The 12,371-nt window shown below is 67.4% G+C and carries 11 protein-coding genes and 1 pseudogene; 9 read left to right on the forward strand and 3 right to left on the reverse strand.

The window, feature by feature from the left end; translation table 11 throughout:
- Positions 1-76: 76 nt before the first annotated feature.
- Complete coding sequence (locus DY245_RS04590; RefSeq protein ID WP_128503752.1) at positions 77-958, forward strand: SCO6745 family protein; 882 nt, start codon at positions 77-79, stop codon at positions 956-958.
- Here DY245_RS04590 and DY245_RS04595 read toward each other — a convergent pair.
- Positions 955-1,848, reverse strand: a complete 894-nt coding sequence (locus tag DY245_RS04595) for an SCO4651 family lipoprotein (protein ID WP_244942828.1) — start codon at positions 1,846-1,848, stop codon at positions 955-957. The genes DY245_RS04590 and DY245_RS04595 overlap by 4 nt on opposite strands.
- 312 nt (positions 1,849-2,160) lie before the next feature.
- Here DY245_RS04595 and DY245_RS04600 point away from each other — a divergent pair, with 312 nt between their 5' ends.
- From DY245_RS04600 to DY245_RS04625, 6 genes are all read left to right on the forward strand, one after another.
- Complete coding sequence (locus DY245_RS04600; RefSeq protein ID WP_244942829.1) at positions 2,161-2,946, forward strand: hypothetical protein; 786 nt, start codon at positions 2,161-2,163, stop codon at positions 2,944-2,946.
- A gap of 130 nt (positions 2,947-3,076) precedes the next feature.
- Positions 3,077-4,015, forward strand: a complete 939-nt coding sequence (locus tag DY245_RS04605; protein WP_128503756.1) for an SDR family oxidoreductase — start codon at positions 3,077-3,079, stop codon at positions 4,013-4,015.
- Between the two features lie 293 nt (positions 4,016-4,308).
- Positions 4,309-5,028 (forward strand): guanitoxin biosynthesis heme-dependent pre-guanitoxin N-hydroxylase GntA, encoded by a 720-nt coding sequence (gene gntA, locus DY245_RS04610; RefSeq protein WP_128503759.1) that lies wholly within the window; start codon positions 4,309-4,311, stop codon positions 5,026-5,028.
- A 147-nt stretch (positions 5,029-5,175) separates the two neighbouring features.
- Positions 5,176-5,715, forward strand: coding sequence for a tyrosine-type recombinase/integrase (locus tag DY245_RS04615; protein WP_244942831.1), 540 nt, complete (start codon positions 5,176-5,178; stop codon positions 5,713-5,715).
- A gap of 190 nt (positions 5,716-5,905) precedes the next feature.
- The gene (locus DY245_RS04620) at positions 5,906-8,770 is read left to right on the forward strand and encodes an NACHT domain-containing protein (protein ID WP_128503763.1); all 2,865 of its coding nucleotides are present in this window, start codon (positions 5,906-5,908) and stop codon (positions 8,768-8,770) included.
- A 184-nt stretch (positions 8,771-8,954) separates the two neighbouring features.
- Complete coding sequence (locus DY245_RS04625) at positions 8,955-9,656, forward strand: zinc metalloprotease (protein WP_128503765.1); 702 nt, start codon at positions 8,955-8,957, stop codon at positions 9,654-9,656.
- Positions 9,657-10,116: 460 nt separating this feature from the next.
- Here DY245_RS04625 and DY245_RS04630 read toward each other — a convergent pair whose 3' ends face one another.
- Together DY245_RS04630 and DY245_RS04635 are read right to left on the reverse strand one after the other, a co-directional pair.
- The gene (locus DY245_RS04630) at positions 10,117-10,989 is read right to left on the reverse strand and encodes an undecaprenyl-diphosphate phosphatase (RefSeq protein ID WP_128503767.1); all 873 of its coding nucleotides are present in this window, start codon (positions 10,987-10,989) and stop codon (positions 10,117-10,119) included.
- 197 nt (positions 10,990-11,186) lie between these two features.
- Positions 11,187-11,888 (reverse strand): TVP38/TMEM64 family protein, encoded by a 702-nt coding sequence (locus DY245_RS04635; RefSeq protein WP_128503770.1) that lies wholly within the window; start codon positions 11,886-11,888, stop codon positions 11,187-11,189.
- Positions 11,889-11,947: 59 nt separating this feature from the next.
- On the opposite strand from DY245_RS04635, the pseudogene DY245_RS45790 reads away from it, so the two are divergent.
- Positions 11,948-12,055 (forward strand): annotated as a pseudogene (locus DY245_RS45790) (DNA alkylation repair protein); the annotation flags it as partial.
- Between the two features lie 109 nt (positions 12,056-12,164).
- Positions 12,165-12,353 carry a hypothetical protein gene (locus DY245_RS04645; protein WP_128503772.1) on the forward strand — a complete coding sequence of 63 codons (189 nt, stop codon included), beginning with the start codon at positions 12,165-12,167 and terminating at the stop codon, positions 12,351-12,353.
- Positions 12,354-12,371: the final 18 nt, after the last annotated feature.

Raw genomic sequence — 12,371 nt, forward strand, 5'->3', positions numbered from 1 at the left:
GTGCCGGGGGCGACGATGGCCGATTCCGGCGCTCGGTGCGCTGCGTGGCGCCGCGGGCGGCGGTAGCGTGCGACGCATGGACCTGCAAGCACGATCGCTCTGGCTGGTGACCGAGCCGCTGCACGCGGTCTGCTACTTCGACGAGAAGTGCCGGGACCTGGGGAAAGACCTCGGCCTCAAGGGCTTCTGGATGGGCTATTTCGCCTCGCGCACCGCTCCTCTGGGAGCCGTGGAACCCGCGGCGGCCACGGCCGTACTCGGCGTGTTCGCCCCAGGGATGGTGGCCCGAGCGCTGCCCGCGGCATGGGACATCGCCGGCCCGGCGCATGTCCTCGACGAGCGTGGCAGCCGCGCCGCACACGCACTGCGCGCGATCGACCCCGAGGTGGAGCACCGAGCCGCCGAGCTGCTGCCCCCGCTCCAGACGATCGTCGACGACGCATCGGCCACCGCGCGGCCCCTGTTCGCGGCCAACCGCGCGCTGTGCGACCACGCCGACCCCGTCGAGCGGTTGTGGCAACTGGTCACCACCCTGCGCGAGTTCAGGGGCGATGCGCACCTTGCCGTGCTCGCCGACGAGGGATTCGACGGATGCGAAGCCCTGGTCCTGGCCGCCGCGGCCGGCCGCGTCCCCAGGGACACCATCCGGCAGGACCGCGGCTGGAGCGAGGAGGAGTGGGCGGCCGCGGCGGACCGGCTGCGCTCCCGCGACCTCGTCGACGCACGGGGCAGTGCGACCGAACACGGTCTGGAGGAACGGGACCGCATCGAGCACGCCACCGACCGGCTGGCCGGCCGCCTCCTGCGTTCGCTGTCCGAGGCGGAGACCGAGGGGCTGCTGGCGGCGCTGGAACCCGTGGTCCGGCGCATCCTGGCCGCGGATGTGCTGCCCTTCCCCAACCCGATCGGTCTGCCGCATCTCGATGAGCCCGTGCTGCGCGGCGGTGGTGACGGCTAGCCCCGCAGGCGTCCTGCCTCCTTCAGCTTCTGACCCAGGTCCATCGTGTCGGAAGCGGGCGGTGCCTGGACCGTGACCGGCTTGTTGACGTCGAGGAAGCGTATGGTCAGGTCGAGCGGGCCCTGGTTCGCCTGCGCGCGCTCGCGGAACTTCAGCATGCGGTGGCCGGGACCGACCCACATATCGAGGTTCAGCTTGCTCACCCCGAGCTGCTTGTACTGCTCGACCACCCTCTGGTGGCGCTTGGCGTCCAGCGGGCTCTTGGCGGCCCGCCGCTTCAGGAGGTCCGCCACGGCGACCGTGCCGGAGTAGTGCGTCGTCCGCACACCGTCCACGGTCTCCTCGCCGACCTTCTTGACGTCATGGGACTGCGGGAGCAAGGACGCCTGCGCCGCCGGGTCCTGGTCGGCCTGCCGCTGCATCCCCCCGAAGCCGCCCGCCCCTTCGGAAACCTTGCGCTTCATGGGGAACTTGATCCAGTGCTTGCCGCCCATCGAGGCCGCCGCGGCCTTGCCTCCGCCCAGATACACCGCGCCCCCGACGAGCCGTACCGAGAACTCGCCCTCCTCCTTGCCCCCGGACGCCTTCATCCGCATATCGATGGCGCGCGGGCGAAGACTCAACGACACCTTGCCCTCCACGGTCCCCGAGCCCGGGATCGTGCCGGAGAGGCGGTAGGACACGGACTTGAGCTTGGCGCCCTTGGCGACGGCCTGCTGCACCGCGGCCACCGGCGTCGCATTGATGCTCTCCGACGCGCCGGACCGGTCACCGGACTTGCCGCCGGACCCCGTACAGGCGGCCGTTCCGCACAGCACCGCGCCGGTGAGCAGCGCCGCCGCCGTACGGGACGACGTACGGGAACGCGCGGAACGGGAAAGCTGAGACATGGTCCCCCCATGAACATACGGAACTCTGAATATGTGACCGATCAAGACAGTAACCCACGGCACTGACAATCCGTGCCGAGTATTTTCCCGGTCGCGTGACCAGGGCATATGGCAGCGGGTGATGTCAGGAGCAGTTCAAGGCCGGGCGTGCAGGGTGATTTTCATCTGGTGGTTCGATGGGTGCTTTGGGGTGCTTTGCCGAGCCAGATCGGGACACCTCCGCTGAAGAGCCGTTGACTGGGTATGGATCCTAGAGAGTTGTGGGACCGCAACGCCGTTCTGGCGGAAGCGTTTTGTCTTGGGGACGAACGTGTGCGGGAGGCGCAGGCCAGACTGGACGAGGCACAGGCCGACCGGTCACGGGTGCTGGCGGCATTTGCGGTGACGGTGGGCAGTACGGGCGCGGTGGCCGGTCTGTTCGGGTTGAACGAGCGCGAAGTGCGGATCGCCCGGCGCACGGTGGGCAAGGATGATGCCCGCGCCGTCGCCGAGGAGTTGCTCGCAGCCGCCGGACCGGCCGCGCCACCCCGGGAGCCCGACGAGGCCTCGCCAGGGCCCGATCTCTCTGCCGAATATTCCCACCAGAACCCGTCCACCGGGACCCGCCCCGCCGGTTCGACGCGCGAGGCCACGGGCGGAACGGGGGCATCGGAACAGACCTGGTCCCCGGCCATGGACGCGGTACTCATCGGCAGTTGGCAGACCGGGGTCGATTTGCGCGAACTCGCCGCCGAATTCGGGCTCGACCTCACCCGCCTGGTCACCCGCGCGCAACAGCTCTCCGCCCAGGGGCGGTTCTATCCGGGCCCGGGGGAAACCCATGCGGGACGCCACCGGCGCGGCCCCGGCGACGTACATGAAGCCGAATACACCATCCCGGCACAGCAGACGGCGTCCTGGAACCCCACGCCTTCCGCGCACCCGATGGCGTCCGCCTGGCACCCCGGCGGGATGCCGTCGGCGGAGTCCGTCCCCGACGTGTCCGCCCTTACCTCCGAATGGGACAACGCCCTCGCCCCCTGGGGCACCATCGCCCCCTCCCACGAGGAGCCCGCACCGTCCCACCAGCCCTGGACCCAATACCACCTCAGCTCCTGATACTCGCCGGCCCGATTCCGCTACGCACGTACGTACCTGTCTCGTCGGCCGCTACGGGTATGCCTGAGGCCGACGCGTCCGCCCCCGGATGTCCCGGGGCGGGGACGACGGGAAGGGAGCAGGCCGGGCCATGGCGAAGGGCGAAGCGCAGGCGGGTGCGCTGAACGGGAAGGTGGCGTTGGTCGCCGGCGCCACACGAGGCGCCGGCCGTGCGATCGCGGTGGAACTCGTCCGCGCGGGCGCCGTCGCCTACGCCACCGGGCGCAGCAGCCGGACCGCGGGCCGGTCGGAGATCAACCGGCCGGAGACGATCGAGAAGACCGGCGAACTGATCACCGCGGCCGGGGGCACCGGGACGGCGCTGCGGGTGGACCACCTGGACAGCGATCAGGTCCGCGACCTCATCCGGCGCATCGACCGGGACCACGGCCGCCTCGACGTACTCGTCAACGACATCTTCGGCGGCGATGCGTACGCCCAGTTCGGCACCACACTCTGGGAGCACGACCTCGCCGGCGGGCTGCGGATGCTGCGCATGGGCATCGACACGCACGCGATCACCAGCCACCACGCGCTGCCGCTGCTGATCCGTCACCCCGGTGGGCTGGTGATCGAGATGACCGACGGGACCGCGGAGTACAACGCCGCCTACCGCCACCACGAGGGCTTCTACTACGACCTGGTCAAGGCCGCCGTGCAGCGGATGACCCTGGCCCAGAGCCATGAGCTCGCCCCGCACCGGGCCTCCGCCGTCGCGGTGACCCCCGGCTGGCTGCGCTCGGAGAACATGCTCGAGGCCTTCGGCGTCACCGAGGAGAACTGGCGGGACGCGACCGCCAACGTGCCGCGCTTCTGCATCGCCGAGTCCCCGACCTATGTCGCACGGGCGGTTGCCGCACTTGCCGGCGATCCGGATGTAGCGCGCTGGACGGGCAAGGTCGTCTCCAGCGGACAACTCGCCCCCCTCTACGGGTTCACCGACACCGACGGTACCCAGCCGGACTGCTGGCGCTACCTCGTCGAGGTCCAGGACCGCGGCCTGCCCGCCGACGACACCGGCTACCGCTGAAGCCTGCCCGGTGTCGCGCCGATGGGACAGTTCGTGCATCAGCCGAGGCGTCCTGGTCCTGACCACTACTGACGCCGACTGCTCGCCCCTCTGACCGAGGCTGGACGGCACATCGGTCATCCACCGTGACGCGGTACAACTCGTGTCCGGTTTGCCCCTTGTCGTGATGGCCTGCGCCCCTCACTGTCGATGTCGACAGCAGTTGATCAGTCAGGAGGCGGCATCTTGTTCTCGCGAGCAGAGCGGTACCGGTCCCGCGGTCGTGTCCTTCCGTGCGCACACCAGGGAGAGAGATGAACACGCCGGACACAGCCATCCGTCTTGAACTTGAACAATTCATCCAGACCACGGAGTTCAGTTGCCTCGGTGCCCGCGCGGCACTGAAGAGGAACGCCCTCACCCATGGGCACTACCGATGCCTGGGCGACGAGGAGTCGGCACGGGCCACCTACCGCGACCTCCTGGACTATGCCCTCGCATTACCGCGAACGCTTTCGAGTCAGAGTTTCCGCACCTTTGTGGCGACGTTCGACGAACCCGGCATTGTCGACGAGCTCGCCCATGAGGAGCTCATATGGCAGCACCTTCAGTTCATGCATGACATCGACAGTCGTACCTACGGCCTCGAACGGGGCGCCACGTCCGACCCGACCCAGCCCAACTTCGGGTTTCACGCCGGCGGGCACGCCTTTTTCATCGTGGGCATGCACCCCGGATCGTCGAGGGCCAGCCGCCGTTTCGTGAAGCCGGCCATCGCCTTCAATTCGCTCGCGCAGTTCATGCTTCTCGGTGAGAAGTTCTACTCGATGCAGGGCGCGATTCGTCGGCGCGAGGTGACGAACAACGGTTCGGTCAATCCGAGTTTTGTGGACTACGAGTACGAGCAGCCGGCGCGCCACTTCTCGGGCCGCTACACCGAAGATGACTGGAAATGCCCTTACGTACCGCGGCACGAGTCACCCGCAGGGGGCATCGCCGGAGAACTCATGCACCCCCGGAGCGACGCGCGGTGAGTCAGGGGGGCGGGCGGTGTGACGGTTCTCGACCCCGCCGGTCGGGCCCGTTCTGAGAGTGCGTGGCGACGGCCGGAGCTTTCAGAGCGGTAACAGGGGCCGTAGCACTGATGCGGTCTGTCAGTCCAGGCAGCTACGGTGCTGCGCATGCTGACCCAACGTCCTGCTCTTGCCCCGGCCGATGCCCGCCTCCTGCTCGCCGAGTCGTCCACGGATCCCCTGGCGCATGTCGCCGTGACCCTGTCGCTGGTCGCCGGCCTACGACCGGATGAGGTGGAAGACCTGCGCGTCGCCGACTACGAACCGTCCGCACCGCGCTTGACTACGGGCACGGAACGGGAGCCGCGCACCATCCAGATCGCGCCAACGGCCCGCCAGGCGCTGGATGTGTACCTTGCGGCGCAGAACGCCGATTCCGACCACTTTCTGCTGCCGCAGTTGCGGCGCGAGCGGGTCATGCGGATCGTGCGTAACACCGCGGTCTCCGCCGGGGTGACGGTCGGCATGTACGCCTTGCGGCAGGCGGCTATCCGGGCCGCTCTCGAGAGCGGGGCACCAGTGCAGCATGTTCACGCGTACTTCGGATTCAAGGAGAAGGACGGGCTGCCGCCGGTGGAGGAGTCGCCGTTGCCGGAAGGGTGGGATGCGGAGATCGCTGCGGTGCTGGAGGAGGCGTTCGTCAGCTGAGGTGCGGCCCGGAATTCGGGCCTTCAGGCCGTGGGTATCGGCCCAGTCGACGACGATGCGCCGAGCGGCTTCGGGAGCCGAGGGGCGAACCGCGTCTCTGGAGCATGGCCGAGGGCCGCAAGTCCGGCGGTAGGTGAAGGATCGTGGCGATCCTCTGACAAAACTGTGCGTCCAGGGCGATGATGTGCGCGTGGACCCAGCCAGCAGCATTGCCACTGCACTCGCCGGACGCATCGCAGGAGAAGCCGTTCAACCTCTGCTGGGCCGAGCCCGGCGCGAGTTGATCAAGCGCGGCGTCAAGAAACCACGGGACGCCGCGAGCGTGCTGGCGCATCTCGGAGGCCCGCACCGGGGAAATCTCAGCACGCTGGGCCTGCTGGACGAGCTCCCCGCCGGCGTGACCGACACACAGATCAAGCACATCGTGCAACAGCCGACGTTCACCGCCCTGGCGCGTCAGCTGATCGCCATTCACCTCTGCACGGATGACCCCTGGCCGATCGGGGAGAGCCGGGAGGAGGCCGCACCGGACCGTCACGACGTGGTGTGGCGGGTGCAACGCGAACGTATCGAGGAGGCGCTCGGCATTCTGTTGTCCGAGTCCCTGGCCGGTACCGATGTCCACGCGCTCACGCCGTACCTCCGGGCGCTCTTCGCCGCTTTGGACCGCGGCTGCCGAGATGTCGCGGCCTCCATGAGACTCGCGCTGTCCGAGTCGGACGGAGGCTTCTCGTGGGCCGGGCACACCCTGGAACTTGCCGCGATCAGCAGCGTGGAACGTCACTTGGCCGCCCTCCGGAGCAAGGGGCGAGCCTCAGCGGCGGAACGAGAGCGCTGGCAGCAGGAATACCTCGATGCCTTTCTGTACCGCAACGAGAAAATAGAGCTTCCCGACCTGGAACTGCGGACTCTCATTCCGTACCGCGAGATCTTTGTCGAGCCGGATGCCGCCATGCTGCAGATGGACGTGAGCGGCAGCTCGGACACCACGGGAACCAGGGAGCCGGTTTCGCGCCTGCATTTCGCCGATATGCTCGACGCCTTGGACCGTACGGTGATCCTCGGCGACCCCGGTGCCGGGAAGTCGACCGTGAGCCAGGTACTCGCCTGCCAATGGTGTGAACGTGGTAAGGGAGTGGCCTTTCTGCTCAAGGTGCGGCAGATCCGGTTCAGTCGGGGCGGGGTCAACCTGGTCGAGGAGATCGAGCGCGCGCTGCGCGACCTTTACCAGAAACCGGCACCGCCCGGAATGGTCGAAGAACTCTTGCTCAACGGCTCGGCCCTGGTCATCTTCGACGGTTTGGACGAAGTGCCGACCACCGTCCGGGGCCGCGATGTGAGCGATGTGATCGAGGCAGCCAGCAACGTCTACCCGCTGTCCCGCTTCGTGGTGACGTCTCGTCGACTGGGCTACTCCTCCGTCCGGCTCGATCAAGAGCTCTTCTGCGACTACGTGCTACGTCCCTTCAACGACGGCCAGGTGAAGGAGTACGTGGGAAAGTGGTTCGTCCGACGCGCCGGCGGTCGCGACGCGACGGTGGACCAGCTGGTAGAGAACTTCATGGAACACAGCAAGACGATCACCGATTTACGCCAGAACCCGTTGATGCTTGCGGTGATCTGTCTGCTGCACGCCGGTTACAACGAAATCCCGCGCAGTCGCCCCAAGATCTACAAAAAATGCGTCGAACTGCTCTTGCGCACCTGGGACTCGCACCGGGGGATCGGTGATCCGGTATGGGACATCGAAGCCTTCGAAGTGGTGCTCGCAGAGATCGCCTATCACACGCTTCTGACCCCCGAATACCAGTACGGAATGACGGAAAGTCAGGTGCGCGAGGTTGCGGCCAAGAACCTGTTGCAGGAAGCCGTACCGGACCGTGCAACCGCGGTGCAGCTCGCGCGACGCATGATCGACCTGTGCCGCGGTCGCGCCTGGATGTTCACCGACGTGGTCGGAGGAATACCCGGCGAGGAACGTTACTCGTTCACGCATCAGAGTTTCCAGGAGTACTTCGCCGCCCAATACCTGGTGCGGCACGCCGACTCTCCTGAGCAGGTCGGGGACGAAATCACCCGCAATATCGTCTCGGGCCGACTTGAGATCTTCTCGCAGATCTGCCTGTCGCTGGCCAGCGGGAAGTTCCAGTACGGTGCCTCGCTGGTCTACCATCACTGCCTGGCCGCGAACTCCGGCCGCTCGGCCGCGGAAGACGCGGCGCTCGTCGAGTTCCTGGCGAAGAGCGCCGATATCATCATGCTCAACGGGAGCGCTCTTCAGCTGACCGCTGACCGCGTCGTCCAGTGCTTGACGAAGGGTACGCACGCCCAATTCGCAAAGCATCTGTTGCGCGCCGACTTCCGGCATGCCGATTCCATGCAAGGGATGGTCGCGCAAGCCTTCGTGCGCTTCCGGGACGATCGCCCGTCCGAATTCGTGCGGATCATGAATACGAACCTCTGGGCATGGGAGAACTGTCTCCAGGAGGGCGTGATCGGCCTGACCGGTGAACTCGGCTTTGCCGGCCGGCTGAGCCGGCTCTTCGAGGGCGGGCTGTACTATCTGCGCGGCGGCGGAGAGTCGTGCACCGCCATGTGGCTCATGCGCCGGCTCGCCGACCCGGCCACCGACCAACCGACACGCGATCGATGCGCTCGGATCCTTGAGCAGCTGGCTGCGCTTACCCCGGACGACATCGTTCCGGAGGATGCTCCCACTCCTCCCTACGCCCTTTTCAAAGGCAGTGAGCGCAGCAGTCGCACCGTTTCCACGGCGTTGCTGAGGTCGCCGCGCTACTCGGTTGACGCGAGGGCCGGTTTGGCGTACCTCACCATGGCATTCTGCGAATTGATGGCGCAGAACCAACCAGGTGTGATCGCGGAATCCCACTCGGTGCTGAATGACTTCATGAGAGCGCGGACCCTGCGGCAGCCCGCACGCCTGCCGGAGGGGGTCGGTCATCTGCCGAGGAAAGATCAGGAACGCATCAGAAGCTGGGCCGCAGGCGACATCGACTTCTTCGAATGGGCCGACGAGAGCGTGGCTGTCTCGTAGTCGGAAGGCGCAGGCCATCGACTCTTCGCTTCGCCCCGCACCTTCAGGGTGCGGGGCGTTGTGCTGTGTCTGCTCAACTCCCGTTGCAAATGATCTAGTTGGCGATGTAACTATTCTTGCGGCTCGTGCGTCTGACTCGCGAAAGGACCGTCACACTCCCCCCACAACTTCATAAGGAGAACCCATGCGGAAGACCCTGGTCTTAGCTGCGGCCCTCGCGGCGAGCGCGTGTGCGCTCGCCGCCACACCCACTCAGGCGGCGACGATCACCACCAAGGGCATCGGGTGGAAGCTGGCCACCCAACTGGGCGTCACCAGCCTCAGTCCCAGCCGTCAGTACACGATCACCTTCGCCACGGCCGCCATGAAGACCCGCTACACGCCCTATCTGACGGCTGCCGTATCCCAGATCAACGCGGCCCGTGTTCACCTGAAGATCGGTGGCGTCGAGACCGTCGACCCCAGCAAGTGCGGCCCGGTCGGCCACATCCAGATCACGGAGATGTACCGGCCTATGGGGCGCGGCGGCTACAGCCAGGGCATGCCCTGCCCCAACCCACCGAAGGGTGTCGGCGCCGGCGGCATCGTCGCCATCGACTCCGAGTACTGGGATGGCACGTGGCCGATGCAGACGTACAAGCTGCGCAACACGATCGTCCACGAGCCGCTGCATGCCCTGGGCCTCGACCATCCGAACGTCGACCTCAACAGGGACGGCAAGGCTGCCGACTACGAGTGCGTGGCCACCGCCTACGGCAACACGCCGATCATGTGCAGTCCCAACGGCGGCTACAGGACGGCCGCGAACATGGGCAAGCTCGTCGGCCACGACATCGACGGGCTGAAGGCTCTGCTGGCCAACGCCCGGGCGCAGGGCATCGAGTAGCCCGCCGAGCGACTGGTGCCGCTCCTCTTGGGGGCTTGTTTTCCGTTCGCTCAGCCCGCCGTTTCGCCCGCGGGGTCCGCTTGATATATCAAGACGCTGCCGGCTGCAGGCGCTGTCGGTGGTAGCTGCACAGGCTGCCCATTGGCGGTCACTCGCCATCGGCAGGAACGCCGCTCCTGCGCCACGCATAGGCAGCACGTTAGGTCACCAATCCGAGCCACCGTCCGGCGCGCCAGCGCCGAGGTCGGGGCTCGATTGGGCAAGACGCCGGCCCCGGATCGCCAACCCCACCTCCCAAGTGGGTGATCCGGGGTCGGCTTTTCGTCGCCCGCAAGTGGGAGATGGGAGACGAGTGGGAGATGATCTAGGTAAATACCTGCGCAGAGATGCAAATTTCTACGAGGAACTACCAAGACGTGGCTGTGCGGGAAGGGCGCCGGCCGACCCTGATGCGAGCTGTCTAGCCCGCCGTTTCGCCCGCGTCCGGTGACAGGGTCCCCGAGGCGACCAGGGCGAACAGGGCTATGCCGAGGAGGATTCGGTAGATGACGAAGGGCATGAAGGACTTGTTCGAGATGAACTTCATGAACCAGGCGATCACGACGTAGCCGACGACGAAGGCGATGATCGTGGCGAAGATGGTGGGGCCCCAGGAGACATGGCCCTCGCCGGCGTCCTTGAGTTCGAAGACGCCGGAGGCCAGTACGGCCGGGATGGCGAGCAGGAAGGAGTAGCGGGCGGCAGATTCGCGGGTGTAGCCCATCAGCAGACCGCCGCTGATGGTGGCGCCGGAGCGGGAGACGCCGGGGATGAGGGCCATCGCCTGGCAGACGCCGTACAGCAGGCCGTCCTTGATGCTGAGGTCGGTGAGGGTCTTGCGCTGTTTGACGGCGCGGTGCCGGCCGCCGGTCTCGTCGCGGGCGGCCAGCCGGTCGGCGATGCCGAGCACCACACCCATCACGATGAGCGTGGTCGCGATCAGCCGCAGATCGCGGAACGGGCCCTCGATGGCGTCCTTGAGCGTGATGCCCAGCACGCCGATCGGTATCGAGCCGACGATCACCAGCCAGCCCATCTGGGCGTCGTGGTGGTGCCGCAGCTCCCGGTTGAACAGGGAGCGGGACCAGGTCGAGATGATCCGCCCGATGTCCTTGCGGAAGTAGATGATGACGGCCGCTTCGGTGCCGATCTGGGTGATGGCGGTGAAGGCCGCGCCGGGGTCCTGCCAGCCGGCGAACGCCGCGGTCAGGCGGAGATGCGCGCTGGAGGAGATGGGCAGGAACTCGGTCAACCCTTGGACGAGTCCGAGGACGAAAGATTCAAACCAAGTCATGGAAAGTACGCTGTCCAAGGGTGATCAAGCGCTTACCTGCGCGAGCGGGGAGAAAACGGACGACGGCGGCAGAGGTGGGTCACCGCCGACCCGGGCAGCGTAACGTCCGAAGATGTCCGGGTGGCCAAGGGGTCCTGGACGGACTGTGCCTGCCCAGTGGTAGCCCAGCCACAGAACCCGTGTCGTCCGGCCCGCGTTCAGTGTCCGCGCAGTGCCTTGCGTTTGCACCAGGCCACGATCAGCGCGGCCAGTCCGCTGAGGGCGATGAAGCCCATGGAGAGGAGGAACGCGGGGGAGGTGGGTGTCGAGGCGCGCGCGCCCGCGATGACGTACGCCGCGGTGTTCGGGATGCTGCCGAGCGCCGTCGCGAGGAGATAGGGGAACCAGCCCATACGGGAGACCGCGGCGCAGTAGTTCGTGGCGCAGAACGGCAGTCCGGGGAAGAGCCGGATCGCCAGCATCGAACGGAAGCCGTGTTCGCTCAACTGCCGGTCGGCGGCGGTCAGCCAGCGGGCGCGCAGCAACGGGCGCAACGCGTCCTGGCCGAGCAGCCGGCCGAGTCCGAAGGCCAGGCCGGCGCCCAGCACCGTACCGGCGAGTGCGGTGGCCAGACCGGACTCGCTGCCGAAGAGGGCACCCGCGGCGATGTTGAGGACCGGGCGCGGGACAAAGGCGGTGGTGCACACGGCGTACGCCAGCGCGAAGACCACCAACGCGGCCGGGCCGGACATCTGCGTCGGCCAGCCGCCCGCCAGCAGGCGCTGCGGCTGCCACAGCAGCATCGCGGCCGCGGCGCAGGCCAGCAGGGTGAGCAGCAGGCCCAGCCGGGACCAGGGGGAGAACAGCACACGCGTGCAGCGCGCGGCGAGGCCGTCGGGCGTTGCGGCGGGTTCGAGCATCCCGGGAGCGTAACCGACAAGGGTGTCCAGGAGCCGTAATCCTGCCCGCGTGGTCGTGAACCGCGTTGCTGCATCAACTGCGGTTCAAGGAGCGTACGGACGCGGACCGGCTCTTCGCGTACTGCCTGCGCCGGGCCGGGTACCGGGACTTCTTCATCCGTAAGGCGAGCACCTGTACGGCGGGCCCCTTCCCTTCGCACCCTCTGTACGGTGCGCCAACGCCGCCACCTGATAAATCGTTCGACGCCGGCGCGGCCGCTCGGCACCATAGGACGCATGTTCCGGCACGCCTTCCTCCCGCTCCCGTCCGCAGTCGCGGACGAGCCGAAGGCTGCCGTCGACCTCCTCGCGGCCATCGCCGCAGCGGACTGCGCACCCGCAGGCGCCGCCATGGTGGCAGCAGCCACCGCCGTCGCAGCAGCAGCCGTCCCGGCCGCTGCAGCGGCAGACGGCGTCCGAAGCTGACCCTCTCCGGATTGTCCG

Origin of the sequence: Streptomyces inhibens (genome assembly GCF_003389455.1) — a bacterium.
In the GTDB taxonomy this organism is placed as follows: Bacteria; Actinomycetota; Actinomycetes; order Streptomycetales; family Streptomycetaceae; genus Streptomyces; species Streptomyces inhibens.

Bases quoted from the DNA above. Each gene is read 5' to 3' on its own strand.
- DY245_RS04635 (WP_128503770.1), bottom strand. From the start codon at position 11,888: ATGCTCGAACCCGCCGCAACGCCCGACGGCCTCGCCGCGCGCTGCACG.
- DY245_RS04630 (WP_128503767.1), bottom strand. From the start codon at position 10,989: ATGACTTGGTTTGAATCTTTCGTCCTCGGACTCGTCCAAGGGTTGACC.
- DY245_RS04615 (WP_244942831.1), top strand. From the start codon at position 5,176: ATGCTGACCCAACGTCCTGCTCTTGCCCCGGCCGATGCCCGCCTCCTG.
- DY245_RS04625 (WP_128503765.1), top strand. From the start codon at position 8,955: ATGCGGAAGACCCTGGTCTTAGCTGCGGCCCTCGCGGCGAGCGCGTGT.
- gntA (WP_128503759.1), top strand. From the start codon at position 4,309: ATGAACACGCCGGACACAGCCATCCGTCTTGAACTTGAACAATTCATC.
- DY245_RS04645 (WP_128503772.1), top strand. From the start codon at position 12,165: ATGTTCCGGCACGCCTTCCTCCCGCTCCCGTCCGCAGTCGCGGACGAG.
- DY245_RS04595 (WP_244942828.1), bottom strand. From the start codon at position 1,848: ATGTCTCAGCTTTCCCGTTCCGCGCGTTCCCGTACGTCGTCCCGTACG.
- DY245_RS04605 (WP_128503756.1), top strand. From the start codon at position 3,077: ATGGCGAAGGGCGAAGCGCAGGCGGGTGCGCTGAACGGGAAGGTGGCG.
- DY245_RS04590 (WP_128503752.1), top strand. From the start codon at position 77: ATGGACCTGCAAGCACGATCGCTCTGGCTGGTGACCGAGCCGCTGCAC.